The following is a 26,226-nucleotide window of genomic DNA, read 5'->3' on the forward strand; positions in this document are numbered from 1 at the left end:
AGGATCACCATGAGTCGACAAACCCTGCCCCTTTTGGACCCGGCGCTGATGCGTCCGGCCCTGATCGACGCCTTTCGCAAGCTCGACCCCCGCGTGCAGCGCCGCAACCCGGTGATGTTCGTGGTCTACGTGGGCAGCGCCTTCACCACCGCCCTGGCCATCGCCCAGCCCGAGGGCTTCACCATCGCGGTGGCGCTGTGGCTGTGGTTCACGGTGCTGTTCGCCAACTTCGCCGAAGCCATGGCCGAGGGCCGGAGCAAGGCGCAGGCCGCCAGCCTGCGCGGCCTCAAGAAACAGACCTGGGCCAAGAAGCTCGAATCCAGCTACGAGCGCGGCACGCCGCGCACCGCCCTGCACTGGCACCCGCTGGAGGCCGACAACCTGCGCAAGACCGACCTTGTGCTGGTCGAGGCCGGCGACACCGTGCCCGCCGACGGCGAGGTGATCGACGGCGTGGCCTCTGTGGACGAGAGCGCCATCACCGGCGAATCGGCGCCGGTGATCCGCGAATCGGGCGGTGACTTCTCGGCCGTGACCGGCGGCACGCGCGTGCTGTCGGACTGGGTGGTCGTGCGCGTCACGGTGAACCCGGGCGAAACCTTCGTGGACCGCATGATCGCGATGGTCGAGAACGCCAAGCGCCAGAAGACGCCGAACGAGATCGCGCTGACCATCCTGCTGGTGGCGCTGACCATCGTGTTCCTCGGCGTCGTGGTCACGCTGCTGCCGTTCTCCACATTCGGTGTGGCGGCGAGCGGGGCTGGCCAGCCGGTGAGCCTGGTGGTGCTGGTCGCCCTGCTGGTCTGCCTGATCCCGACCACGATTGCCGGCCTGCTCAGCGCCATCGGCGTGGCCGGCATGAGCCGGCTGATGCAGGCCAACGTGATCGCCACCTCGGGCCGCGCGGTGGAGGCCGCCGGCGACGTGGACGTGTTGCTGCTCGACAAGACCGGCACCATCACCCTTGGCGACCGCCAGGCCAGCGCCTTCCTGCCCGCGCCCGGCGTGAAGGAGGCCGACCTGGCCGATGCCGCGCAACTCGCCTCGCTCGCCGACGAAACGCCGGAAGGCCGCAGCATCGTCGTGCTGGCCAAGCAGAAGTTCAACCTGCGTGAACGTGATGTGGCCGCACTCGGCGCCACGTTCGTTCATTTCACCGCGCAGACCCGCATGAGCGGTGTGGATCTGCAGGGCCCCGACGGCAAGGGTCGCGCGGTGCGCAAGGGCGCGGCCGACTCGATCCGTCGCCATGTCGAAGCGCTGGGCGGCAGTTTCCCGGCGGCACTGCAGACCGCGGTGGACGACGTGGCGCGCCGCGGCAGCACGCCGCTGGTGGTGGCCGACGGCACCCAGGTGCTCGGTGTGGTCGAACTCAAGGACATCGTCAAGGGCGGCATCAAGGAACGGTTTGCCGAACTGCGCCGCATGGGCATCAAGACCGTGATGGTGACCGGCGACAACCGCCTCACGGCGGCGGCCATCGCCGCCGAAGCGGGGGTGGACGACTTCCTGGCCGAGGCCACGCCCGAGGCCAAGCTCAAGCTGATCCGCGAACACCAGTCGCAGGGCCGGCTGGTGGCCATGACCGGCGACGGCACCAACGACGCACCCGCCCTGGCCCAGGCCGACGTGGCGGTGGCCATGAACACCGGCACGCAGGCCGCCAAGGAGGCCGGCAACATGGTCGACCTGGACAGCAACCCGACCAAGCTGATCGAGATCGTCGAGACCGGCAAGCAGATGCTGATGACGCGCGGCGCGCTCACCACCTTCAGCATCGCCAACGACGTGGCCAAGTACTTCGCCATCGTGCCGGCGGCCTTCGTCGCCACCTACCCGCAGTTGTCGGCGCTCAACGTGATGCAGCTCGCCAGCCCCAACTCGGCCATCCTGTCGGCCGTGATCTTCAACGCGCTGATCATCGTGTTCCTGATCCCGCTGGCGCTCAAGGGCGTGAGCTACCGCGCCGTCAGCGCCGCCGTGCTGCTGCGCCGCAACCTGGCCATCTACGGCCTGGGCGGCGTGGTCGTGCCCTTCATCGGTATCAAGGCGATCGACCTGTTGATTTCTGTTGCCGGCCTTGCCTGAACCTTCCCGAGGGAATGCCATGAACCACTCACTTCAAACCACCCCCACTGAGCCCGACGACAAGAGCCCGGTGCTGCGCCCAGCCATCGTGCTGTTCCTCGTGCTGAGCCTGGTCACCGGCCTGCTGTACCCGCTGCTGGTCACCGGCGTGGCGCAGGCGGTCTTTCCGCACCAGGCCAACGGCAGCCTGGTCCAGCGCGACGGGCAGACCGTGGGCTCCGAACTCATCGGCCAGCCGTTCTCGTTGCCCGGCCACTTCTGGAGCCGCCCCTCGGCGACCGGGCCGATGGCCTACAACGCCGCCGCGTCCGGTGGCTCCAACCTCGGTCCCAGCCACCCGGCGCTGGCCGAAGCGGTGCAGGCGCGCATCGTTGCGCTGCGCGCGGCCGACCCCGGCAACAACGCGCCCGTGCCCGTGGACCTGGTCACCGCCTCGGCCAGTGGTCTGGACCCGCACATCAGCCTGGCCGCAGCGCGTTACCAGGTGACACGTGTGGCGCGCGTGCGGGGTCTCCCTACCGAGCAGGTGAACGCCCTCGTCGACCAGCACACCGAGGGCGCGTGGCTCGGCTTCATGGGGGAGGCGCGCGTGAACGTGCTGGCCCTGAACCTGGCGCTCGACGCCCAGGCCAAACCGTGAGCGATGGCGGGTGACAATGCCCCCAGCCATGACCGAGCCCTCCCGCCCAGACCCCGACGCCCTGCTCGCCCGGGTGCAGCAGGAAGAAGCGCGTGCGCGACGCGGCAACCTGAAGATTTTCTTTGGTGCCTCGGCCGGCGTGGGCAAGACCTACGCCATGCTGGCCGCGGCCCGCGTCGCCCACGCCCAAGGCACACCGGTGATCATCGGCGTGGTCGAAACCCACGGCCGGCCCGACACCGAAACACTGGCGCGCGATCTGCCGCGCCTGCCCCTGCGGTCCGTGCCCTACCGGGGCCACCAGCTGCAGGAATTCGATCTCGACGCCGCGCTCGCCTTCGGCGCGTTGCACGATCAGGCGCTGGTGCTGCTCGACGAACTGGCCCACAGCAACGTGGCCGGTTCGCGCCACCCCAAGCGCTGGCAGGACGCCGAGGAACTGCTGGCCGCCGGCATCGACGTCTGGTCGACGATGAACGTGCAGCACCTGGAGAGCCTCAACGATATTGTCAGCGGCATCACGGGCATCCGCGTCTGGGAGACCGTGCCCGACCGCCTCTTCGATGAAGCCGACGAGGTGGTGGTGGTCGATCTGCCACCCGACGAGCTGCTGGAGCGCCTGAAGGCCGGCAAGGTCTACCTGCCGCGCGACGGCGACAACCGCGCCGAGCGCGCGGCGGCCAACTTCTTCCGCAAGGGCAACCTGCTGGCGCTGCGCGAGCTGGCGTTGCGCCGGACCGCCGACCGGGTGGACGACGAGATGCGCGCCTACCGCCAGGGCAGCGCCGACAAACCGGTGTGGCCCAACCGCGAAGCCCTGCTGGCCGCTGTGGGGCCCGACGCGCACGGCGAGAAGGTGGTGCGCAGCACCGCGCGCACGGCGGCCCAGCTCGGCGTGCCCTGGCACGCGGTGCACGTGGAAACCCCGGGGCGCCCCTTGGGCGAGGGGGCGCAACGCACACTGCAGCTCGCCGAATCGCTGGGCGCGACCACCGCCACCCTCTCCGCCCCCGACACCGCCACCGCCCTGGTGCGCTATGCGCGCGAGCACAACCTGGTGCGGCTGGTGCTCGGACGCCGCGCGCGCCGCTGGCCCTGGTCGCGCAGCGTGGCCGGCCGCATCGCCGCCCAGGCCGACGACCTCGACCTGGTGCAGGTGGGGAAACCGGCCACCGCCGAAACGCGGCAGGCCACCGCGCCCGCGGAACGCGTTGAGGGGACCTGGCGCGGCTACCTGTGGGCGGCCGCAGTCTGCGGTGCCACCGCTGTGCTGGCGACGCCGCTGCTGGGCGTGCTGGAACTCAGCAACATCGTCATGCTGTTCCTGCTGGCCGTGGTGGGCGTCAGCCTGGTGTTCGGGCGGGGGCCGGCGGTGCTGGCCGCGTTCCTGGGCGTGGGCCTGTTCGATTTCTTTTTCGTGCCGCCGCGTTTCACCTTCGCGGTGAGCGACGTGGAATACGTGGTCACCTTCGGCGTGATGCTGGTGGTGGCGCTGGTGGTGGGCCAGCTCACCGCCGGCCTGAAGCAACAGGCCGAGGCGGCCACGCAGCGCGAGCACCGCGTGCGCAGCCTGTACGACATGTCTCGCGACCTGTCCGCCGCGTTGATGAACACGCAGGTGGCACAGATCGGTGCGCGGTTCCTCACCGGCGAGTTCGGCGCGCGCTCGGCCCTGCTCGTGGCCGACGAACACGACCGGCTGCAGACCATGGATGGTGCCACCGCGCCGGTGGACACCGCCGTGGCGCAATGGGCCTTCGACCGCGGCGAGGAAGCCGGCCGCGGCACCGACACCCTGCCCGCCAGTGCCTGCCTGGTGCTGCCGCTGAAGGCACCCATGCGCGTGCGCGGTGTGCTGGTGATCGAGCCACCGGGGCAGCGACCCTGGGGCACCGAACAGCGCCGCCTGTTGCAGACCTGCGCCTCGCTGCTGGCGATTTCGCTGGAACGCATCCACTACATCGACGTGGCGCAGAGCAGCACGGTGCAGATCGAATCCGAACGCCTGCGCAACTCGCTGCTCTCGGCCATCTCGCACGACCTGCGCACGCCCTTGACCTCGATGGTGGGCCTGGCCGATGCGCTGGAACTCACACCGCCGGGCCTGAGCGTGGCGCAGCGCGAGGTGGCCGGTGCCATGCGGCAGTCGGCCCAGCGCATGAGCGCGCTGGTGAACAACCTGCTGGACATGGCCCGCCTGCAGGCCGGCGCCGTGCAGCTCAACCGCGCCTGGCAGCCGCTGGAAGAGGTGATGGGCAGCGCGCTGGCGGTCTGCGACAGCCTGCTGGCCGGACGCGACATCCGCGTGGACCTGCCCGACGGGTTGCCGCTGCTGCACCTGGACGCCGTGCTGATCGAGCGCGTGCTGGTGAACCTGCTGGAGAACGCCAGCAAATACACCCCCGCTGGCAGCGACATCCACCTCTTTGCGCGCTCGCGCAGCGACACCGTGGTGCTCACGCTGGACGACCACGGCCCCGGTCTGCCCAGGGGACGCGAAGAGCGGGTGTTCGAGAAGTTCGAACGGGGTCAACGCGAGAGCGCCCTGCCGGGCGTTGGCCTGGGCCTGGCCATCTGCCGCGCCATCGTGGAGGCCCACGGTGGCACGATCGAGGGTCACAATCGCGAGGCAGGTGGTGTCGTGCAGGGTGCCCGCTTCGTCATCACCCTGCCGCGCGGCAAGCCGCCGTCCGACCTGGGAACCACCGCCGCCGCCGAGGAACCCCCCGAGCCATGACCCCACCCGGCAGCCAGATCCTGATCGTCGAAGACGAGGCCCACATCCGGCGCTTCGTGCGACTCACGCTGGTGGCCGAGGGCCACACGGTGCACGAGGCCGAGAGCTACCAGCGCGGGCTGATCGAGGCCGCGACCCGCCCACCCGATCTGGTCATTCTCGACCTGGGTCTGCCCGACGGCGACGGCGTGGAGCTCATCCGCGAACTGCGGCAATGGTCGTCCATGCCGGTGATCGTGCTCTCGGCCCGCAGCGCCGAAGCGAGCAAGATCGCCGCACTCGACGCCGGCGCCGACGACTACCTGGTGAAGCCCTTCGGCTCGGGCGAACTCAGCGCGCGTGTGCGTGCCCAGCTGCGCCGCCACCAGCAGCAAACGCCGGCCGGCGAGCCGCAGATCGCGTTCGGCGACATCCGCATCGATCTCGTGCGCCGCGTGGTGGAGCGTGCGGGCCAGGAGCTGCACCTCACCCCGATCGAATACAAGCTGCTGACGCACCTGGCCTCACAGCCCGACCGCGTGATCACCCACGCCCAGTTGCTCAAGGCCGTGTGGGGCCCCGGGCACCAGGAGGACATGCACTACGTGCGGGTGCACATGGCCAACCTGCGCAAGAAGATCGAGGACCAGCCTTCGATGCCCAAGCACCTGATCACCGAAACAGGGGTCGGTTACCGGTTCAGGAATTGATCCCCCCCGCCGCGCTGCGCGCGACCCCCCAGGGGGCAACGCGATGCGGCTCGGCAAAGCCGGTTCCGCCGCGTTCTGGGTGGGGCACCTCGCTCCGGAGGTGTTTTCTGGCCCTCCCCGTTCCCGCAGGGACGTCCCTTCAGGTCAACGCCCGGAGTTGGGTGCGGCCATCACCTTTTGTTCGTAGCGCGGGTACCACTGGGTCAGGCTGCGGTGCAGCTCAGCGGGTTGGGCGGCCCAGCGTTTGAAGCGTTCGGGCACGGGGGTGCCCAGCACTTCGCCGAGGTCGAGCCCGCGCTCGGCGCTCTCTTGCATCAACGTGGTGAGCCAGCGCAACCAGCCGCGCGTCTGCTGCACACCGGCCAGACCCGTGTGCACCGGGCCGTGGCTTGGCACTACGGTTTTCACCGCACCGCTGGCGTGCCACTGCTCCAGCGCGTCGAGGCTGGCCAGCCAGGCGGCGAAGTCGGCGTGCGGTGTGGTCGGCACACGCTCGGCAAACACCAGCCCGCCGGCGAACAGCACGCCGGTGCGGTGGTCGAGCAGCACCAGGTCGTCGGCGGTGTGGCCGTGCAGGCGTTTGAGTTCCAGCTTGTGCTGGCCGAGTTGCAGGGTCTGCGGCAACACGGCCTCGCGCGCGGGGGTGGACTCTGTGCCGCGCATCCAGTCGCCGCAGAGTCGGTAGAGGTTGTCGGCGTAGGCCGTGCCTTCGGCCTGCATGCCGCTGATGCTGCCGGGCAGCGCCTGCGTGGGCCGGTCGGCCCAGGCCTGGTTGCCGAAGAAGTAGTCAGGGTGCAGGTTGAGTTCGATCACGCGTTGCACCGGCTCGCGCGTGATGCGCTCGATGGCGCGGCGCTGCTGCTCGCCGTACAGGCGCGAAGGCCCGGTGTTGATGACCACCACGCCCGCGCCGGTGGCGATGAAGGCGGTGTTGATGATGTTGCAGCCGTTGGCGCGGCTGAAGTCCTGCACCGCGCCTTCGATGACCCAGGTGCCTTCGGCGATCTGCCGCGGCTGCAGGTCGTAGTTGAAGGTGGCGGCGTCGGGCTTCGATGCCGGCGGAGGCACGGCGATGGTCTGAGCCTGCGCGGTACCCGCCAAGGCGAAGACGGCCGCGCAAAGCCAGCGCTTCAATGAGATACCTCCGCCCTGAGGGCTGCGGTGCGAGCTTGCTTGGGAACGGCCCTGCGCTGCGCTCATGCCCCCACCTCGGCATCGATGCGGTTGCCGTTGTTGTCGCGACCGATCAGTCGCAGACCCGGGACCGCCTGCGGTGGCAGTTCGAAGGTGATGAGCGGGTTTTCCGACACCGGTTCGTGCAAGGTCAGCTTCCACCAGGCCTGGCCCGTGCTGTCCACCAGCTGCAGGTCTTCGATGTAGAAAGCCGGAATGCCGGCGACCAGGCCGGTGTCCATAGGGTGCATCACGCGCACACGCAGGCGCCGGCTGCCTTCGAGCACGTTGTTGAAAAAGCGCGCCTGCACCTGGCCCAGGGTCTTGCTCCAGGAACCGTCGGCGCGCGTGAGGCCGGGCACCGTGCAGCCGCCGCCCGCCGCCTGCACCCAGGTGCTGCCCACGTGCCACTGCCCGTCTTTGGTTTGAACGAAAGCGCGCACCGGCGAAGCCTGCTCCATGCGGATGCGGAATGCCAGCATGGGAAGCGCGCGCAGGGGCTCGAAGTCCAGCACCTGGCGCACCGGGTTGCGGTCCACCGCCACGCGGATGCGCGCGACTCCGCCGCCCACCTTGTCGAGTCCCCGCGCGTCCACCAGCAGCGGCACGTTCATCGCGTCGTCGGCAAAGGCCGGGCCCTTGATCACCACCGCGTCGGAGAACTTCGCCATGGCCTTGCCGATGGTCTGCTCGCGCAGGCTGGGGTACTGCATGGAGCCCAGCGGATCGCCACCGGTCTGGTCGTCCTGCGCTCGCAAAGCAGCGGGCAGCAGCGCCCCGAGCAAGCCGCTGGCCAGCAACTGCCTGCGTTGAAAAAACCGCGTCATCCGCCGCCCCCTTTGGTCTTGACCCACCCGCGCTGCGGGTCGTAGCCCCAGAGCGCCGCCACAAAAAACACCACACCGCAGCCCACCACCACCGACCACGACAACGCCGTGAACTGCCCCACCAGCGCATAGCGCATGGCCTCGACCGCGTGGGTGAACGGGTTCCACTCAGCGAGGTGGAGCAACCACCACGCGCCCGACTCTTCGAGCTTCCACAGCGGGTACAGCGCGGGGCTGATGAAGAACATCGGGAAGATCACGAAGTTCATGGTGCCGGCGAAGTTCTCCAGCTGTTTCACGTACACCGAGAGCATCAGCCCGAGCGCGGCGAGCATGGTGGCGCCGCAGGCCATGGCGACAAGCAGGCCCGGCAGGTTGGTCAGCGGCACCTCCACGCCAAAGGCCCAGGCGATGGCGAGGAACACCACCATTTGCAGCACCGACAAACAGGTGCCCGCGAGCAGCTTGAAGGCCAGCAGCCAGCCGCGCGCCAGCGGCGCGGTAAGCAGCAGGCGCATCACGCCCATCTCGCGGTCGTACACCATCGAGAGCGAGCTCTGCATGCCGTTGAACAGGGCGACCATGCCGAGCAGGCCGGGCACCATGTAGGCCTTGTATTCGATGTAGGTCTCATAGGGCGGCACGATGGCGACGCCGAACACGTTGTTGAAACCCGCCGAAAACACCACGAACCACAGCAGCGGCCGCACCAGCGCCGAGCCCAGGCGCGTGGGCTGGCGCAGGAAGCGGTTGAGCTCGCGGCCCACCACCGCGCGCAGGGCGCGCAGCAGGTGAACGGGCAGCGGGGGCGCTGCGATCGGTATCACGGACGCGACTTGCATGCACTCTCCTGTTCATCGACACCCAGCGTGTCGAGCACTTCTTTCGGGTGCAACACGCCGTCGAGTGGCGCGGTGCCGACCACGCCGTCCACATGGCTCAGGAACAGCGGCTGGCGCAGCTGGCCGTCCCAGGCGCGAAACGACAGGGTGCGGCCCTTGAAGCCGTCGAGCGTGGTGCTGCCGCCGCGCAGCGCCTTGAGCTGCTGCGCCACCGGCGCCTTCGGGTTCTCGGCGAGCACGGTGGCCACCGCGCGGCCTGCAGCCCAGGCCGCCCAGTCAGGACCCTGCATCGACCGGTCCACCAGCTTGCCAAAGCGGCGCGTGAGTTGCGGGCCGCCGTACCGCTCCCACTGCGGGTGCCAGGCCGTTGCCACCAGGCCGTTGGCACCGACCACCGGGCGCGGCCACTGCGTGGCGTAGGGCAGCAAACGCGCGAACTCGCCGTCGCTGTCCATCACCGCCACCACCTCGTGTTCGCGGTCGCCGGTGAGCAGGCGCGTGTTGCCGAGGTCGCGTTCGCGCGGGTCGCCGGTGAGCTTGAACGGCTTCTGCGCCACGACCTTGATACCAAAGCGTTTGGCCGAGCGGTTGAAGGCCTCGGTCATCAGCGCGTCGCCGGGCAACGGACCCTGCAACAGCAGCGCCTTGCGCCAGTTGCGCGCGGCCAGGTACTGGGCCAGCGCGTCGCCGAGCATGGCACGGCTGGGGGCGGTGTGCAGCAGGTGGGCGGCACACTGGGCGCCGCGCAGGCTGTCGTCGTCCAGCGCGGCGTTGAACACGATGGCACCGCCCAGTGCAGCGGGCGTGGCCTGCACCAGCGCGCGCAACTCGGCCAGCGGCAGATCGGCCACCACGTGCTGCACCCTCAAAGCCTTCAGCTCGGCCAGCGCCTTGGGCAGCGCAGCGGCGTTGAGCAAGACCACGTCCTTCACCACCAGCTCCAGCCCGGCCGCATCCAGCTCAAATGCCGAATCCTCCGCCGCCAGTTTCACGCCGTCGATGGCGCGGCCGGTCGGGTGACCCGGATAGGCCTTCTCCATGCGGCGCGGCGCGTGCCGCGGATCGCCGTCGAGTGACACCACCGCGATGGTGACCTTGGTGGCCGCGAAAGAGGGCAAAGAAACAAGACCCGAAACGCCCAGCAAAGCCAACCCGCAGGCGCGCCACAGACCCAAACCCAGAATGCCGCGGAACTGGCTTCGCCAGGCCGTAGGCATTGCCCCTTGAGGGGCGGAGCGGCCACTTGCGTCATCGACATTCGCCGATGCCGGGGAAGTGGGCAAGCGACGGGGGTGGGTCATTTACCCACCAGGATCGAGTGCGGCACGCGACCAGCCGGCACTGTTTTCAGCGCCTTGCCCGAAGCCGTGTCCACCATCGTCATGTCGTCCGACAGGCCATTGGCCACGTACAGCGTCTTGCCATCGGGGTGGAAGCCCATGCCCCAGGCGCGCTTGCCCACCAGGACCTGCGTCTTCACCGCCTTGGTGGCCACGTCCACCTGCGCCACATGGTTGGCCTTGCCAAGCCCGACCCACATGCTCTTGCCGTCCGGGCTGATGGTCATGCCCACGGGCGTGATGTCGGCCTGGCGCATGCCCTTCACCTCGAACTTGATCTTCTGCTTTTCGGTGTTCGTCTTGGTGTCGACCACGCTGACCGTGGCGTCCAGTTCGTTGGTCACCCAGAGCTCGCCACCATCGGGCGAGAGCACGAAGCGGCGCGGACGCTTGCCGACCTTGATGTTCTTGGTGACCTTCTTCGTGCCGAGGTCGATCACGTGGACCACGTTGGCCACCTCGGAGGTGACGTAGGCCGTCTTGCCGTCCGGCGTGACCAGCACGCCTTCGGGTTCGCCACCGGTCTTGACCTCGAACACCGCCTTCTTCGTGCCGATGTCGTAGGCAGCCACCACGTTCTCGTCTTCGATCGACACGTAGGCGGTCTTGCCGTCGGGGCTGAGGTCGAACATCTCGGGGCTGTCGCCCAGGGGCACCGTGCCGGCCAGTTTGCCGGTGGCCACATCCACCAGGCCCATGGCGTTGCTGTCGCCACAGATCACGAGGATCTGCTGGCCGTCGCCGCTGAAGCTCATGTCGCGCGGACGCTTGCAGACGTCGATGGCGCCGGTGCGCTCACCCTGGGTGTCGAACACATAGATCTTGTTGTCCTTCTCGCTGGACACATAGACCTTGCCGGCACCCTGGGCCTGGGCAGACAAGGCGAGCGAGGCGGCGGCTGCGGCGAGTGACACGGCGCGCAGGGCACAAGCCATCGGGGCACGAAGGGGCATGAAAAGTCTCCTGTCTTGTTGGGTATCGGCGAACGGTGTTCGTCCGGCGCACGTCGAGGTGCACACGAGTGGTCTGCAAAAAAGGTGCCAGGCGCACGGGAACAGAAATTGCCTGAAAACCACCGGTGCCCGGGGCTTTCCCGGGCGCTGGAGACACAAACACCGCCCCATGAGACACATACCGTCACGCCCAGCGTTCAAAAATGGCACAGGGAAAACCCTTGATGCGCTCCAGCACTGCACGATCGGAGTTTCACGGCGCGGCTTCATGGGCCTGGGCGTATCGCTCGCTTTCGCATCCGCCCTGCCCCGCGCCTTGGCGCAACCGGGCAGCAGCAACACCGCCAGCTGGCCGAGCAAACCGCTGCAGCTCATCGTGCCCTGGCCCGCGGGCGGCCAGACCGACCTGACGCTGCGGGTGCTGTGCGAAGAGGCCGAGCCGCTGCTGGGCCAGCCCATCGTGGTCATCAACAAACCGGGTGCGGCGGGCACGCAGGTGGCGCCACTGCTCAAGGCCGCCGAACCCGACGGCCACACCATCGGCCAGGTGCCGATCACGGTGTACCGCCACGCCTTGATGAACCATGTGCCCTGGGACCCGGTGACCGACCTCAGCCCCATCCTGCAGGTCTCGGGCGTCACCTTCGGCGTGCTGGTGCCCGCCAGCAGCCCCTGGAAGACACTCGCCGATCTGGTGGACTGGGCCCAGAAGCACCCGGGTGAACTGGTGCTGGGCTCGACCGGCATCGGCACCACGGCGCACCTGGCGATGGAAGAGATCTTGCTGAACCACGATGTGCGCTATGTGCACGTGCCCTACAAAGGCACGGCCGACCAGATGCTGGCGATCGCGGGCGCGCAGATCATGGCCGGCGTCAATTCCACCGGTTTCGCCCCCTGGGTGGACCGCGGCCAGATGCGCCTGCTGGCCACCTTCAGCGCGCAGCGCAGCCCACGCTGGCCCGAGGTGCCGACGATGCGCGAGCTGGGCTACGAGCAGGCGGTCTACACCTCGCCCTGGGGCCTGGCCGCACCGCGCGGCACGCCGGAGGCGGTGGTGCAGAAACTGCACGAGGTGTTCCGCCGCGCCATGTTCAGCGAGCGGCACCAGGCCGCGCTGGCCAAGTACGATCAGGGCCTGGACTACCTCAACACGCACGACTACCGGCAAGCCGTGCTGGCCACGGTGGAGCATGAAAAGCGCCTGCTCAAACGCATGAACCTGCTGGCCCGCCCCGCCGGCTAGGATGAACACCCCCGCCGCGCTGCGCGCGACCCCCTCAAAGGGGGCGACACCAGCCGTCCGGCAAAGCCGGCCCGGCGGTGTCCCTGGCGGGACCGCTTCATGCATAGCGAGTCGCGAAACGCGCAGTGAACCAAGTCCACATCCACCATGACCACCACCCCTTTGCTGACCGCGCAGAACCTGCACAAGGCCTATAACGGCAAACCCGCGCTCAAGGGCGTCAACGTGGCGCTGCAGGCCGGTGAGATGCTGGCCCTGCTGGGGCCCAACGGTGCGGGCAAATCCACCCTGCTGCAACTGCTGACCGGCCTGTTCAGCCCCGACCAGGGAACGATCGTGGTGATGGGTCACGACATGCAGCGCCACCCCAGCCGCGCGCTGGCGTCGCTGGGCGTGGTGTTCCAGCAGAGCGCGCTCGACATGGACCTCTCGGTGATGGCCAACCTGCTGTTCCACACCGACCTGCACGGCCTGCCGCGCGCGGTGGCCAAACAGCGCATCGCCGACGGGCTGGCCGCCATGGGCCTGGGCGATCAGGCCAAGGCCGTGGTGCGCAGCCTCTCGGGTGGCACGCGGCGCAAGGTGGAGCTGGTGCGCGCGCTGCTGCACGAACCGGCCGTGTTGCTGATGGACGAGGCCACCGTGGGCCTGGACCCAGCCTCACGCCAGCACCTGCTCGACACCGTGCGCAGCCTGTGCCACACGCGCGGCATGGCGGTGCTCTGGGCCACACACCTGATCGAAGAGGTTAAGGTCGCCGACCGTCTGATGCTGCTGCACCAGGGCACGGTGCGCTTCGACGGTTCGATCGACGCCTTCATGCAGGCATCGCAGGGCGGCGATTTCCAGACCGAGGTGCTGCGCGCGCTGGAGAAGCCAAGCCTGTGAGCGCATGCGCCCTCACCCCTGCCCTCTCCCAGGGGGAGAGGGGGAGGAGCGGGATCAGAACGTGTAGGTGGCCGAGAGGCCCAGACCCCACTGCCGACCCGGCGCGGGCTCGAAGAAGCGGCGGTTGCCGTCGTTGGCGATGACCGAACCGATGTAGGCCTTGTCGGCCACGTTGTCCAGGCGCAGCGACTCGCGCAGCTTCCAGGCGCCCAGCTTCTGCTCGAAGCCCAGGCGCAGGTTGAACAGGGTGGCGGCCTCGGTGCGGTCGCTGTTGAGGTCGTCCACCGCCATGCCGCCCTGGTGCACCAGCTCCAGCGCGGCCGTCATGCCGGGCACGGCGCGCGGCTGCCAGGCCAGCTCCGCGAACAGCGCGCGGTCCACCGTGCCGGGAATGCGGTTGCCCTTGGCCACCGTGGCGCCACTGCTGCTGGCAAAGGCGTCGGCGAACTTCGCGCTCAGCGTGGACAGGGCCACGTGCGTGCGCCACTCGGGCGCGAGCTGCCCGCTGTAGGCCAGCTCCAGGCCGGAGCGGCGGGTGCTGCCGGCGTTGGTGTAGATGGTGCGGCCCCCGCTGCTGGACGCCACCACGATCTCGTCGCTGGTGTTGATGCGGAACAGCGCCACGTCGAGGCGGTGGCCCTCGGCCAGCTTCGTTTTCAGGCCCAGTTCCATGTGCGTGCTGCGCGCCGAGCGCAGGGACAGGTTGGGGCCGCTGCCGTCGGCGGTGTAGGCGATCTCGGTGAGCGTGGGCGTCTCGAATCCCCGGCCCACGTTGGCGTACACGTTGGTGTCGGCGCTCAGGTGGCGCGTGATGCCCAGCACCGGGTTGGTGGCGCTGAAGTCGACCTCGCCGCTGTCGTCGGGGTTGGTCCCGTTGATGAAGTGATCCTTCACGCGGAAGTCCACCCGGTTCAGGCGCAGGCCGGCCACCGCGCTCCAGTCTTCGTTGATGGCCCAGTCGGCCTGGGTGTAGAGGCCGGCGCTGTTGACGCTGTCGTCCTCGTCGCGCTTGAGGTCGCCCTGCACACCGAAGTTGTTGATGTAGCCGCGGCGCTGTTCGCTCATGCGGTCCAGGTCCAGCCCGGCGCTGAGCTGCACCTGACCCTCACCGGCGGGGATGCGGCGCGTGTAGCGCAGGCCGGCCCCGCTGTAGCTGCGGTCCAGCTGCACGATGCCACCGGCCGCCGTGGGCGCGGTCTGCACAAACAGCGGGATGGAGAGGCGGTTGTCCAGATCGCGCTGGCCGGCGTAGACCCGCGCCGTGAGGCTGCTCGCGGCGTCCACCCGGTGGTCCAGCACCAGACCCAGCTGGCTCTGCGACACGTCTTTGCCGGCCTGGTAGAGCGTGGAGTTGGCAACCGCCTGGCGCGGGTCGGCTTCAAACTGCTCGCGCGTCAGGCCCAGCGGATCACCGGAAACGGGCTGGTCGAACACATTGGCCACCAGGGTCAGGCGGGTCTGCTCGCTGAAGGCCCAGCGCAGCTTGGCGTTGAGGTGCTGGCGCTCGGCCGCGCTGTTGACGCGCCAGCCGTCGGTCTGGAAGTCGCTCACGTCCACCACGTAGTTGAGCGCCCCGCTCTGCCCTGCGGCCTGCAGGCCGTAGCGGCGCAGGCCGTCGCTGCCCAGGTCGACGCTCGTGCGCAGCTCGGGCCGCTCGGGGCCGTCGGCGGTGAAGACCTGCAGCACGCCCGCCGACGAGTTGCCGTACAGCTGGGCCAGCGGACCGCGCAGCACCTCGATGCGTTCGGCCGACGGCAGGCTGATGGTGGACGCCTGGCCCTGGCCGTCAGGCATGGTGGCGGGGATGCCGTCCACGATCAGGCGCGCGCCGCGGATGCCGAAGGGCGCACGCGAACCCGAGCCGCGGATGGAGAGTTGCAGGTCCTGCGCGTAGTTCTGGCGGTTCAGAACCGTGACGCCCGGGATGCGGTTGATGGCTTCCGAGAGGTTGACCTGCGGCCCGGCGGCCTCGATGGTCTCGCGGCCAATGCCCTGGATGGCGGCCGGCGCGTCAAAGCTCCGCTGCGCCTCGCGGTTGGCGGTGACCACCACCTCCGACAGGGTCTGGGCGCTGGTGGCAATCGGTGCTGCCGCCCAGGCCAGGGCCATGGCCGCCGTCAGGCGTGTGCATCGCAGGGTGTTGAGGGGGTTCATGTTTGTCTCCTGTCGTGGGGTGGTGGTGCCCGCCATCAATGTTCGCATGGCCGGGTTCTTTTTAAACATGCATGCTGGATACAAGTTTTATGCCACCAGCCTCTGCGCCGAAATGGAACACCCTGCGCAACCCCGACCGAACTCACCGGGACGAAGCCCGGCCCCCACCGGCCAACTCTTCGGCGTCGAGTTCGGCCATCTCGGCCTCGCTGAACACCCGCGAGCGCGTGTGGAAGGCCTTGCCCTCCGGCCCTTCGAGCGAGAAGGTGCCGCCGTGGCCTTCGATCACGTCGATGATGAGCTGCGTGTGGCGCCAGTAGGCGTATTGCGCCTTGCCGATGTAGAACGGGCACCCTCCTATGTGGCCCAGGTACACATCGCCCGCGCCCATGGTGATCTCGCCCGGCAGGTAACAGTTGGCCGCGCTGTTGTCGCAGCAGCCACCCGATTGGTGGAACATGAGTTCGGGCCCGTGTTTGGTCTTCAGGAACTGAATCAGCTCGACCGCGGCCGGTGTGGCAATGACTTTTTCAACCATGACTTGTCTCCTTGTTCCGAAAGCCAAAAAGGGGAGCCGTTGCCAGCTCCCCTTTGATCTCACTTCAATCCGGACGGATCAGAAAAATCCCAGCTTGTTTTCCGAGTAGGAAACGAGCAGGTTCTTCGTCTGCTGGTAGTGGTCGAGCATCATCTTGTGGGTTTCGCGGCCGATGCCCGATTCCTTGTAACCACCGAACGCAGCGTGTGCCGGGTAGGCGTGGTAGCAGTTGGTCCACACACGGCCCGCCTTGATCGCGCGGCCCATGCGGTAGGCCACGTTGCCGTTGCGGCTCCACACCCCGGCGCCCAGGCCGTACAGCGTGTCGTTGGCGATTTCGAGGGCTTCGGCTTCGTCCTTGAAGGTGGTCACGGCCAGCACGGGGCCAAAGATTTCTTCCTGGAAGATGCGCATCTTGTTGTGGCCCTTGAACAGCGTGGGCTGCACGTAGTAGCCGCCTTCCAGATCACCACCCAGGTGGGCTTGTCCACCGCCGGCCAGCACTTCAGCGCCTTCTTCCTTGCCCAGTTCCAGGTACGACAGGATCTTGGTCAGTTGCTCTTTGGAAGCCTGCGCGCCCATCATGCTGTCGGTGTCCAGCGGGTTGGCGTGTTTGATGGCGGCGACGCGCTTCAGGACGCGCTCCATGAACTTGTCGTAGATGGACTCTTGAATCAGCGCACGGCTCGGGCAGGTGCAGACCTCACCCTGGTTGAACGCGAACAGCACCAGGCCTTCGACGGCCTTGTCGAGGAAGGCGTCGTCCTTGTCCATGATGTCGGCGAAGAACACGTTGGGCGACTTGCCGCCGAGTTCCAGCGTCGCCGGGATCAGGTTGTTGGCAGCGGCCTGGGCGATCACGCGGCCCGTGGTGGTGGAGCCCGTGAAGGCGATCTTGGCGATGCGCTTGCTCGTGGCCAGCGGCATGCCGGCTTCACGGCCGTAACCGTTGACGATGTTCAGCACGCCCGGGGGCAGCAGGTCGGCGATCAGCTCGGCCAGGATCAGGATCGAGATCGGGGTGGACTCTGCCGGCTTGAGCACCACGCAGTTGCCCGCGCCGATGGCCGGGGCCAGTTTCCACGCCGCCATCAGGATGGGGAAGTTCCAGGGAATGATCTGGCCGACCACGCCCAGCGGTTCCTGGATGTGGTACGCCATGGTGTTCTCGTCGATTTCGCTGACGCCACCTTCCTGCGCGCGCACGCAGCCCGCGAAATAGCGGAAATGGTCGACGGTCAGCGGGATGTCGGCGTTGAGCGTTTCGCGGATCGCCTTGCCGTTGTCCACGGTCTCGGCGTAGGCCAGCAGCTCCAGGTTCTGCTCGATGCGGTCGGCGATCTTCAGCAGGAGGTTGGAGCGCGTGGCGGCGTCGGTCTTGCCCCACTTGTCGGCGGCGGCGTGGGCGGCGTCGAGCGCGAGTTCGATGTCTTCGGCGGTGGAGCGCGCGGCCTGCGTGTAGACCTGGCCGCTCACGGGCGTGATCACGTCAAAGTACTGGCCCTTGCACGGCACGACCCACTTGCCGCCAATGAAGTTGTCGTAACGGGGCTTGTAGGCGATCTTGGCGCCGGCGACGCCTGGGGCTGCGTAAATCATGTTTGTCGTCCTCTGGGATGGTGGATAAAAAGTGAATCGCCCGATGGGCTGCCTTCATCACCACAACTTCCGTGCCACGCCAGAAGACCGACTCAAATTGAGACGATTGCTCACTTTTTTGACAACACAAAATGAAGGGTTGCGCCATTCAGGCCCAAACCGCTGCGCACTGCGCCAGCCTGGTACGGCACACCCGTTCATATGAACGCGGGTGCCAACGCTCGATGCCGGTTACCCCGCCAGACCGATCACGAGCGACGAAACGCCCATCGAAGCCCAGGCCCGCTGCCCCTTGCGCGCCGCCGACGGGTGCTCCGCAAAGCCCACCCACTGACCACCCCCATCCAGCGCGAGCACCACCTCGTCACGCCCCTGCCCGCGCGCCAGCCGCTCGATGCGACCGGGCAGCACACACTGGCCGGGCGTGTCTTCCACCTCATCCCGGCCGACCCGCACCGCCGTGGCCTTGCACAACACCAGCACCTCCAGCCCCGCGCGCAGGCCCAGCAGATCGGCGCTCTCACGCGTCACGCTCGACGTGAGCAGCGCCTGCCCCGGCGTGCGCAGCCGCACCAGCACCGTGGGATCGCCCTGCCCCAGCGACTCCACCGCTTCGACACGGCAAGGCAACTGGTTGCGCATGCTGGTGCGCAAACCCAGACCAAAGCGCAAACCAGAAGACCCACCGGCAAACCGCGTCAACACCGCCTCACGCGCCTGGGCCAGCTCGTCCGCCAGAGCCAGCAGCTGCAGCCCCTGCGGCGTGATGCGCGCGCCGCCCCCACCCGCCCCGCCCACCGTGCGCTCCACCAACGGCACGCCGCTCAAGTTGGTGAGCGTGTCGATGGCCTGCCACGCGGCCTTGTAGCTGATGCCCGTGTCGCGAGCGGCCTGCGAGATGGAACCCGTCTCGCCCACCCGGCGCAACACCTCCAGTCGCTTGTCGCTGATGGCGTGGCCGAGGGCTTCTGAGAGTGCGGTGTGAAGAGGTGAGGTCATGGAAGTCGCAGGCTTTTGTCTGCAAGGGAGATTCACGATTCCACGCCGGATCGGCGACTGCAGGTCCTGTACCCCAAAGTACCCTATCGGTCAGTACCTTGCCGTTTAGGTGGAGTCCACATACGAAAGGATCGGCGGCGGTGCCTAGCCGCTCGCTTTTAAGGCCGCTTCTGCTCAAGCAACTTCGTCTTCTGAACGCCAAACTCTGCCTCGGTGAGAATGCCTCGCTTGCGCAGATCATCGAGTTTTAGAAGCTCTGCATAGAGATCAGTGCTTTGCGCTGGCGGCGTGCGAAGGTTAACGTCTGCTGTAGAGCGACTCGTTGACTCAATCAGCACATCCGGCTGTCTAGTCAACGTAACTCGTTGGGCCGTTGGATCACTCGCATCAACCAAACGAAATTGGTACTGGAATGTCGCGAATCTACCAGGGCCCGCAGGCGTCTCGTTCATCGTGACCGGGATGGCAACCTTACCTTTCCCCGTCGCGAAGTCGTTGGCCTCCTGAATCACTTCCGTCTTGAATCTAGCGAAGTTCCCAAAGATTCCGGCGTTGTCCTGCTTCGAGAGCAGGTAGGTATCCGGAGCGACCTGCACAACCCCCGCATTGGCACAGGCTGCGAGAACCAAGATTGCTGGGATCAACTTGAGTGCATTCATGGTTTTCGTTGTATTGATGGGACGAGGAAGAGAGGGTAGGCAGATTTTCGGTCTGCCTGAGCTGAGCGGACCGTCAATGCCACCGCCACAAAGAGCCAAAAGCAAACTTTGAATGTGGAGCGATCTTGTTCGCAAGCAGATAAGTCTCTAGTTTTTCCAGAGACTTGTGCGCAATACGGGAAACGAAAGCGACAGGGAAGACCAGTTGGTGCTTGTCAAACGCCGACTTTCCATAGTAGGGATCAACACTGTCTAGCCCCCAATCATTCTGATAGCCAGGCGGACGAAACTCGTGCACGAGGTTGCTCCTGAACGTGTAGAAAAGATGGCTGTATGTGCACATCTCTAAAACCTTCAACTCTTGCTTGACTGTGGCGTAGGGAACGAGTTCAGAGGCGAGGGGAGATGTCGACAGCGGCGCCCTGTGTCGAATCGGCTGGTGTCTGAGGTGGCTTTGAACTTCCCGGTAAAGCTTGCCCTTCGCAAGGCCTTCGACTTGAAGTGCAAGGCGAAGTTGGAGACGGCTCACTCGCATTGCATCTGGCCAGTCGGACAGTTCTCGAAGCAGTCTGACAACGCCGCTTCGGCTACCAGATTTCGGATAAGCAGCGGTCGCAAAGGGATCGAGCGCCAAGCAGTAGAGCGTCTGCCTGAACTGCTCTGACTGAACAAGGTCGATCTGCGCGAGTTGCCCGCGGAAGTGGTTCATGAACCGAGCAATGCTTTGGCGATACGGGGAGGTCATGGCGCCTTCTGATTCGAATGAGAAAACCCAGAATACCCGCAATCGCAGTCGTAAAACAAGTTGCGCGCCTTGATGAAAAGTCTTTCCAAATCAATTCTGTAGCGCATCGTACTGCAGGCTTCAAGAGGTTTGCAGAATCGATACCCCGACAGCTGTCTGCTGCGCCAGCCGAGCCAGGTCAACTACTTCGACTCCAAGAAAACACCAGCTACACTCGCTATTCCATTCTGGGATAACGAGTCCCAGCTGCCGCGTCCCGCTCCAATCCGAGGTCACCATGCCCCTGCCCTTTCGCCCTCTAGCCGCCCTGCTCTTCGCCACGCTCGCCCACTGCGCCGCCTGGTCTGCAGAAGCCCAGGTGGCTGTGGCCGCCAACTTCGCCGAACCCATCAAGGCCATCGCCGCCGTGCTGGAAAAAACCACGGGCCACACGCTGAAGATCACGCTGGGCTCCACCGGCAAGCTCTATGCGCAGATCAGGAACGGTGCGCCGTTCGACCTGCTGCTGGCGGCCGACACCAAGACGCCTGAGACGCTGGAGAAAGAAGGTTTGACGCAGCCGGGCAGCCGCTTCACCTACGCCACCGGCAAGCTGGTGCTGTGGTCGGCCAGCGCCACGACCGTGGATGCCCGGGGCGACATCCTCCGAAGCCCCGGCCTGGGCAAGGTGGCCCACGCGGCGCCCAAGCTGGCGCCCTACGGCGCGGCGGCGGTGCAGGCGATGGACCGGCTGGGCCTGAGCGCCACGCTCGCGCCGAAGCTGGTGCAGGGTGAGAGCATCGGCCAGACCTACAGCTTCGTGCACACCGGCAACGCCGCGGTGGGTTTTGTGGCGATGTCGCAGGTGCTGGAGGGCGGGCGGCTCAAGGGCGGCTCGATGTGGGTGGTGCCGCAGACGCTCTACGATCCGATCCGGCAGGACGCCGTGCTGCTGAAACGCGGTGCGGGCAACGAGGCGGCGCAGGCGCTGCTCACACTGCTCAAAAGCTCGAACGTCAAAGACCTGATCCGCTCATACGGATATGACATCTGACACCGCGCGCCCCGCATGCTGCTGACCCCCGCCGATCTCCAGGCCCTCGGGCTGACTTTGAAAGTCGCCACGCTGACCACGGCCATCTTGCTGCTGCTGGGCGTGCCGCTGGCCTGGTGGCTGGCGCGCACCCGCTCTTGGCTCAAGACGCCGCTGGCCACGGTGGTGGCGCTGCCCATCGTGCTGCCGCCGTCGGTGCTGGGCTTCTATTTGCTGGTGGCCATGGGGCCGAACGGCCCGGTCGGCCAATGGACGCAGGCGCTCGGCCTGGGTCTGCTGCCCTTCAGCTTCACCGGCCTGGTGGTGGCCTCGGTGTTCTATTCGCTGCCCTTCATGGTGCAGCCGGTGCACAACGCCATGGAGGCCATGGGCAACCGCCCGCTGGAGGTGGCGGCCAGCCTGCGGGCTTCGCCGCTGGACACGTTTTTCAGCGTGGTGCTGCCGCTGTGCCGCCCCGGGCTGGTCACCGGCATCATCATGAGCTTTGCCCACACGGTGGGCGAGTTCGGCGTGGTGCTCATGGTGGGCGGCAACATCGCGGGCGAAACGCGCGTGGCCTCGGTGCAGATCTACGACCACGTGGAGGCGCTGGAATACGGTGAGGCCCACCGCCTGGCCGCCGTGCTGCTGGTGTTTTCGTTCGCCGTGCTGCTGGCTTTGCAGCTCTACAACGCGCGCCGCCGCCGGAGCGCCGCATGACCTCTGGCCTGACCCTGCAAACCCGGCTGGTGCGCGGCGCCTTCACGCTGGCCTTGGACCTCACGCTGCCGGGCCGCGGGCTGACCGCCCTGTTCGGCGCCTCGGGCTCGGGCAAGACCACCTGCCTGCGTGTGCTCGCGGGCCTGGAGCCCGCGGCCAGCGGGCGCCTGAGCGTGGGCGGCGAGCTGTGGCAAGACAGCGCCCGGGGGCTGTTCGTGCCCCCGCACCAGCGCGCGCTGGGCTATGTGTTTCAGGAAGCCAGCCTGTTTGACCACCTCAGCGTGCAGGACAACATCCGCTTCGGCTACCGCCGCACGCCCGCCGCGCAGCGCCGCTACGGCTGGGACCACGGCCTGGCGCTGCTGGGCATTGGCCACCTGCTGCGGCGCATGCCGCACGAGCTGTCGGGCGGCGAGCGCCAGCGCGTGGCCATGGCCCGGGCGCTGGCCACCAGCCCGCGCGTGCTGCTGATGGACGAGCCCCTGGCCGCGCTGGACGCGCCGCGCAAGGCCGAGATCCTGCCCTGGCTGGAGCAGCTGCACCAGGCGCTGGACATCCCGGTGGTGTACGTGACGCACTCGGTGGACGAGGTGGCGCGCCTGGCTGATCACGTGGTGCTGCTGGAGCAAGGCCGGGTGCTGGCGCAAGGGCCGGTGCTGGAACTGATGACCCGCGCCGATCTGCCGCTGGCCCACGGCGACAGCGCGGGCGCCCTGGTGGAAGCCGTCACTTGCGGCCTGCAAAGCGACAGCGACCTGTGCGAACTGCGCTTTGACGGCGGCACGCTGCTGCTGCCGCAAACCCGCGCCACACCGCTGCCGGACCGCACGCCGGTGCGTGTGCGCATCCAGGCACGCGACGTGAGCCTGTCGCTGATGAAGCCGGAGCAGACCAGCGTGCTCAACTGCCTGCCGGCCACGGTGAGTGATGTCTGCGACGACGGCCCGGGACAGGTGTTGGTGGGCCTGCGCCTGGGCCACGACACGCGCCTGCTCTCGCGCATCAGCCGGCTCTCTTGCGAGCGGCTGGGCATCACCCCCGGTCTGCCGGTGTATGCGCAGATCAAGGGCGTGGCGATGGTGCGTTAAGCGCCAGAAACTAAAACCGGTCGGGCCGGAAAGGATTGAGTGCGATGGACGGTGTTTGCCCCGCCAGCAACTCGGCCACCAGCTGCCCGGTGGCGCCGCTCTGCGTCAGGCCCAGGTGCCCGTGGCCGAACGCGTAGACCACCTGCCGGATGGCCCTGGCGTGCCCGATGACGGGCAGCGAGTCGGGCAGCGAGGGGCGGTAGCCCATCCACTGCGTGCCGCCCTCGGTGCGCAACCCCGGCAGCAGGCGCGAAGCCTTCTCCAGCATGTGGGCCGACCGCTTGAAGTTGGGCGGCAGCTTGAGCCCGCCCAGTTCCACCGCACCTCCGACCCGGATGCCGGTCGACAGCGGCGTGACCACAAAGCCATGGGCGCCAAAGATGATCTGGCGCTGGAGGTCAAACGCCCCGGACGGCAGCGTGGTGTTGTAGCCGCGCTCGGTGTCCAGCGGGATGGCATCGCCCAGCTGGGCCGCGAGATGGCGCGACCACGCGCCGGTGGCGATCACCGCCTGCTTCGCGCGCACTGCGCTGCCCTGCGCGAGCTGCAATTCCACACCGCCATCGCGCACGGCTATGGACCGCACTTCGGCCTGCCGCCAGCGGGCGCCCGCCTGCATCACATGGCGGCCCAGCGCCGAAGCCACCTCGAACGGGTCGCTCACGGTTTCCCAATGCGGCACGAAGGTGCCCGCGATGATGGCGCTGGCCAGGCCCGGTTGCAGCGCCCGCAGCCGCTCGCCTTTCACGTGCTCGAAGGCGATGCCCGCTTCGGCGCGCAGCTGCCAGCCCGGGAGACTGGAGCGAAACTCGGCATCGCTTTCATAGACCTGCAAGGAGCCGTCCTGGCGGATCATGTGCGAAGCCTTCGCGCGGGCCAGCATGGCGTGAAACGCGGGCGCGGCCAGGCGCATCAGCTGCGTCTGGGCCTGCAGGCTCGCGCGGTAGGCCGAGGGCCGGCTGGCCATGCCGAAACGCATGAGCCAGGGCAACATCTGCAGCGCGTAGCCCGGGCGGATGGCCAGCGGCCCCAGCGGGTCGAGCAGCCAGCGCGGCGCCTGCCGCAGGATGCGCGGCGAGGCCAAGGGGAGGATGTCTGAGAAGGCCAGCGCGCCGGCGTTCTGGGCGCTGGTTTCGAGGGCAATGCCTTTGCGGTCGATCAGCAGCACCGAACGGCCCTGAGCCACCAGGTGCATCGCCACCGAGAGGCCGATGATGCCGGCGCCCACCACCGCCACATCGGCGGTTGCGGAGGCTGAGTTGATGCCTGATGTCATGCGTCTGTTGAGGTCAGAGCGCCGCGCGAAACGCCGCCGGCAGCAGGGGATCGGCCGGATCGGCGATCAGCCGGGCTTCGGCGGTGACGTAGGCGCGGCCGGTGATGCTGGGGATGACGCCGTGTTCGGTGGGCTGGTAGCTGGCCTCGAAGCGGCTGCCGATCACGCTTTCCTGCACCCAGGTCTCGCCTGGTTGCAGCTTGCCGGCCGCGGCCAGGCAGGCCAGCTTGGCGCTGGTGCCGGTGCCGCACGGGGAGCGGTCGTAGGCGCCGCCGGGGCACAGCACGAAGTTGCGGCTGTGCGCGTCGGCAGACACCGCCGGGCCGAAGAACTCGACGTGGTCGATCTCGGCCCCGTCGCGCCCGGTGATGCCGTCGCGCACCAGCGCCACCTTCACGGCCTCGGCCTGGAGGCTGAGTTCGCCAATGTTCTGCAGCGTGAGTTTGCAGGGGGTGCTGTGGCAGAGGAAGAACCAGTTGCCACCCCAGGCGACGTCGCCCACCACGCGCCCCAGGCCGGGTACGTCGATCGCCACATCGCGCCGGAAGACCTGGCTCTCGACGTTCTGGATCGTCACTTCATTGGCGGAGCGCAGGTCCACGCTCACCACCCCGACCGGCGTTTCGAAGCGGTGCACGCCGGGCGCGATGCGGCCCATGTGGGCGAGCGTGACGGCGGCGCCAATCGTGCCGTGGCCGCACATGCCCAGGTAGCCGGTGTTGTTGAAGAAGATCAGGCCGGCGGCGCAGCTGCTGTCCACCGGCTCGCACAACAGGGCGCCGACCACAGCGTCGTAACCGCGCGGTTCGTTGGCCGCCAGCACGCGGTAGTGGTCGAAGTCGCGGGCAAACAGGGCTTTGCGCTCGCTCAGGGGGCCGTGGCCCAAGGGGGGCCCGCCGGCCACCACCAGGCGCGTGGGCTCACCCTCGGTGTGGGAGTCGATGACCTGCATCTCGATCCGCGTCGTGTTCGGTGCCATGGTCAGGCCCTCCCCGGCCAGCTGGCGTACCAGCGCTTGAAGAGCTCGAACTGGTGGGTGGCGTAGTGCTTCTGGCTGTCGGACAGCGCATCGCTGGGGTTGAAGTGCAAGGTGTAGGCCTCGTGGCCCTGCAGCACCATCAGGTGCTTGAAGTACAGCACCAGGTCCACACCTTCGTCAAAAGACGACAGCACCGCCAGCGCCGCCTCCAGCTCTTGCGCGCGCTGGCGGGCCAGCACGTCGCCGTCAGCCGCCTGCTCGCACAGGGCCACCAGTTGCAACACTTCCTTGGGCAGCACGTTGCCGATGCCCGTGATGGCGCCCTTCGCGCCGCAGTTGACGAAGCCGTGGAACACCTGCGTATCCACCCCGACCATCAGCGTCACGCCCGCATCGCGCGAGGTGATGTGCTCCGCCGCGTAGCGCAAGGAGGCCGCGCCGCCGAACTCCTTGAAGCCGATCAGGTGGGGGAAGCGCGAGCGCAGTTCAAAGAACAGGTCGGCCTTGGTTTCGTAGCCGTAGTAGGGGCTGTTGTAGATCACACTGGGCAGGTCGACCGCCGCCGTGAGGATGTCGGCGAAGTGCGCGCGCTGGGCCGCCGCCGAGTTGCCGCGCGACAGCACGCGGGGAATGATCATCAGGCCCCTGGCGCCACAGGCCTTGGCGTGCGCGGCCAGCGCGCTGGCGCGGGCCGTGTTCTGCGCCCCGGTGCCCACGATCACGGGCAGGCGTGCGCGCACCAGCCGCTCGACGCCTTCCATGCGCTGCTCGTCGCTCAGCAGGGGCCAGTCGCCCATGGAACCGCAGTACACCAGGGCCGACATGCCGGCTTCGATGAGGTCGCGGCCGGTGCTGACCAGGGCGTCGAAATCCGGTTGCCGGTCGGGCGTGCAAGGGGTCATCAAGGCAGGGATCGTGCCGCTGAAGATGTTCCGTTTCATGGGTGGGAAGCTCCGTTCAAGTGACTGTTAAGCTGCCGGCAGTCTCGCAGTTCGGGCGCTCCACGTCTTGTCGGAAAGTGGGGTGTCGACTGG

The 26,226-nt window shown here is 67.6% G+C and carries 23 protein-coding genes; 9 read left to right on the plus strand and 14 right to left on the minus strand.

What is annotated here, in order from left to right; genetic code table 11:
• The first annotated feature begins 9 nt into the window (after nt 1-9).
• From kdpB to kdpE, 4 genes are read left to right on the plus strand one after another with little or no spacing between them, the layout of a single operon-like run.
• Nucleotides 10-2,088, plus strand: coding sequence for a potassium-transporting ATPase subunit KdpB (gene kdpB / locus F3K02_RS22265; protein WP_177138031.1), 2,079 nt, complete (start codon nt 10-12; stop codon nt 2,086-2,088).
• Nucleotides 2,089-2,107: 19 nt separating this feature from the next.
• Entirely contained in the window at nt 2,108-2,728 is a 621-nt protein-coding gene (kdpC, locus tag F3K02_RS22270) for a potassium-transporting ATPase subunit KdpC (protein WP_177138033.1), read from the plus strand.
• A 28-nt stretch (nt 2,729-2,756) separates the two neighbouring features.
• Nucleotides 2,757-5,465: a DUF4118 domain-containing protein gene (locus tag F3K02_RS22275; RefSeq protein WP_177138035.1), complete on the plus strand. Its 2,709-nt coding sequence runs from the start codon at nt 2,757-2,759 to the stop codon at nt 5,463-5,465.
• Nucleotides 5,462-6,154: a two-component system response regulator KdpE gene (gene kdpE / locus F3K02_RS22280; RefSeq protein ID WP_177138037.1), complete on the plus strand. Its 693-nt coding sequence runs from the start codon at nt 5,462-5,464 to the stop codon at nt 6,152-6,154. The genes F3K02_RS22275 and kdpE overlap by 4 nt, the downstream gene beginning before the upstream one ends.
• Nucleotides 6,155-6,298: 144 nt before the next feature.
• Here the strand turns inward: kdpE and F3K02_RS22285 are convergent, their stop codons facing one another.
• The 5 genes from F3K02_RS22285 to F3K02_RS22305 all read right to left on the minus strand — a co-directional run bounded on the left by F3K02_RS22285 (nt 6,299) and on the right by F3K02_RS22305 (nt 11,289).
• On the minus strand, nt 6,299-7,288 hold the full coding sequence (locus tag F3K02_RS22285) for a quinoprotein relay system zinc metallohydrolase 1 (RefSeq protein WP_246309719.1): 990 nt from the start codon (nt 7,286-7,288) through the stop codon (nt 6,299-6,301).
• A 62-nt stretch (nt 7,289-7,350) separates the two neighbouring features.
• Complete coding sequence (locus tag F3K02_RS22290; protein ID WP_177138041.1) at nt 7,351-8,154, minus strand: quinoprotein dehydrogenase-associated SoxYZ-like carrier; 804 nt, start codon at nt 8,152-8,154, stop codon at nt 7,351-7,353.
• Nucleotides 8,151-8,996 carry an ABC transporter permease gene (locus F3K02_RS22295; protein ID WP_177138043.1) on the minus strand — a complete coding sequence of 282 codons (846 nt, stop codon included), beginning with the start codon at nt 8,994-8,996 and terminating at the stop codon, nt 8,151-8,153. The genes F3K02_RS22290 and F3K02_RS22295 overlap by 4 nt, the downstream gene beginning before the upstream one ends.
• Nucleotides 8,978-10,114 carry a type 1 periplasmic-binding domain-containing protein gene (locus tag F3K02_RS22300; protein WP_246309721.1) on the minus strand — a complete coding sequence of 379 codons (1,137 nt, stop codon included), beginning with the start codon at nt 10,112-10,114 and terminating at the stop codon, nt 8,978-8,980. The genes F3K02_RS22295 and F3K02_RS22300 overlap by 19 nt, the downstream gene beginning before the upstream one ends.
• 179 nt (nt 10,115-10,293) lie before the next feature.
• Nucleotides 10,294-11,289 (minus strand): PQQ-dependent catabolism-associated beta-propeller protein, encoded by a 996-nt coding sequence (locus F3K02_RS22305; protein WP_177138047.1) that lies wholly within the window; start codon nt 11,287-11,289, stop codon nt 10,294-10,296.
• 268 nt (nt 11,290-11,557) lie between these two features.
• Here F3K02_RS22305 and F3K02_RS22310 point away from each other — a divergent pair, with 268 nt between their 5' ends.
• Complete coding sequence (locus F3K02_RS22310) at nt 11,558-12,535, plus strand: tripartite tricarboxylate transporter substrate binding protein (protein WP_177138050.1); 978 nt, start codon at nt 11,558-11,560, stop codon at nt 12,533-12,535.
• Between the two features lie 147 nt (nt 12,536-12,682).
• Nucleotides 12,683-13,423: an ATP-binding cassette domain-containing protein gene (locus F3K02_RS22315; protein ID WP_177138061.1), complete on the plus strand. Its 741-nt coding sequence runs from the start codon at nt 12,683-12,685 to the stop codon at nt 13,421-13,423.
• A 54-nt stretch (nt 13,424-13,477) separates the two neighbouring features.
• Here the strand turns inward: F3K02_RS22315 and F3K02_RS22320 are convergent, their stop codons facing one another.
• From F3K02_RS22320 to F3K02_RS22345, 6 genes are all read right to left on the minus strand, one after another.
• Nucleotides 13,478-15,577, minus strand: coding sequence for a TonB-dependent receptor family protein (locus tag F3K02_RS22320; protein ID WP_177138063.1), 2,100 nt, complete (start codon nt 15,575-15,577; stop codon nt 13,478-13,480).
• 142 nt (nt 15,578-15,719) lie between these two features.
• Nucleotides 15,720-16,115 carry a DUF779 domain-containing protein gene (locus tag F3K02_RS22325; RefSeq protein ID WP_177138065.1) on the minus strand — a complete coding sequence of 132 codons (396 nt, stop codon included), beginning with the start codon at nt 16,113-16,115 and terminating at the stop codon, nt 15,720-15,722.
• 78 nt (nt 16,116-16,193) lie between these two features.
• The gene (gene exaC, locus F3K02_RS22330; RefSeq protein ID WP_177138068.1) at nt 16,194-17,714 is read right to left on the minus strand and encodes an acetaldehyde dehydrogenase ExaC; all 1,521 of its coding nucleotides are present in this window, start codon (nt 17,712-17,714) and stop codon (nt 16,194-16,196) included.
• Between the two features lie 231 nt (nt 17,715-17,945).
• Nucleotides 17,946-18,713, minus strand: a complete 768-nt coding sequence (locus F3K02_RS22335; RefSeq protein WP_177138070.1) for a TOBE domain-containing protein — start codon at nt 18,711-18,713, stop codon at nt 17,946-17,948.
• 158 nt (nt 18,714-18,871) lie between these two features.
• Entirely contained in the window at nt 18,872-19,372 is a 501-nt protein-coding gene (locus F3K02_RS22340) for an SHOCT domain-containing protein (RefSeq protein WP_177138072.1), read from the minus strand.
• A 73-nt stretch (nt 19,373-19,445) separates the two neighbouring features.
• Complete coding sequence (locus tag F3K02_RS22345) at nt 19,446-20,117, minus strand: hypothetical protein (RefSeq protein ID WP_218179551.1); 672 nt, start codon at nt 20,115-20,117, stop codon at nt 19,446-19,448.
• A gap of 277 nt (nt 20,118-20,394) precedes the next feature.
• Here F3K02_RS22345 and modA point away from each other — a divergent pair, with 277 nt between their 5' ends.
• Genes modA through modC form a run of 3 tightly spaced genes read left to right on the plus strand, consistent with a single transcriptional unit; the run spans nt 20,395 to nt 22,937 of the window.
• On the plus strand, nt 20,395-21,150 hold the full coding sequence (gene modA / locus F3K02_RS22350; RefSeq protein WP_177138076.1) for a molybdate ABC transporter substrate-binding protein: 756 nt from the start codon (nt 20,395-20,397) through the stop codon (nt 21,148-21,150).
• Nucleotides 21,151-21,165: 15 nt separating this feature from the next.
• Nucleotides 21,166-21,849 carry a molybdate ABC transporter permease subunit gene (gene modB / locus F3K02_RS22355; RefSeq protein WP_177138084.1) on the plus strand — a complete coding sequence of 228 codons (684 nt, stop codon included), beginning with the start codon at nt 21,166-21,168 and terminating at the stop codon, nt 21,847-21,849.
• A complete protein-coding gene (modC, locus tag F3K02_RS22360; RefSeq protein ID WP_177138086.1) occupies nt 21,846-22,937 on the plus strand; it encodes a molybdenum ABC transporter ATP-binding protein in 1,092 nt (363 codons plus the stop codon). The genes modB and modC overlap by 4 nt, the downstream gene beginning before the upstream one ends.
• Before the next feature lie 10 nt (nt 22,938-22,947).
• Here modC and F3K02_RS22365 read toward each other — a convergent pair whose 3' ends face one another.
• From F3K02_RS22365 to F3K02_RS22375, 3 genes are read right to left on the minus strand one after another with little or no spacing between them, the layout of a single operon-like run.
• On the minus strand, nt 22,948-24,213 hold the full coding sequence (locus F3K02_RS22365) for an NAD(P)/FAD-dependent oxidoreductase (RefSeq protein WP_177138088.1): 1,266 nt from the start codon (nt 24,211-24,213) through the stop codon (nt 22,948-22,950).
• A 13-nt stretch (nt 24,214-24,226) separates the two neighbouring features.
• The gene (locus F3K02_RS22370; protein ID WP_281362873.1) at nt 24,227-25,192 is read right to left on the minus strand and encodes a 4-hydroxyproline epimerase; all 966 of its coding nucleotides are present in this window, start codon (nt 25,190-25,192) and stop codon (nt 24,227-24,229) included.
• Between the two features lie 2 nt (nt 25,193-25,194).
• Nucleotides 25,195-26,133 (minus strand): dihydrodipicolinate synthase family protein, encoded by a 939-nt coding sequence (locus tag F3K02_RS22375; protein WP_177138090.1) that lies wholly within the window; start codon nt 26,131-26,133, stop codon nt 25,195-25,197.
• Between the last annotated feature and the right edge of the window lie 93 nt (nt 26,134-26,226).

This window comes from Hydrogenophaga aromaticivorans (genome assembly GCF_013387465.1).
GTDB classification, from domain to species: Bacteria; Pseudomonadota; Gammaproteobacteria; order Burkholderiales; family Burkholderiaceae_C; genus Hydrogenophaga; species Hydrogenophaga aromaticivorans.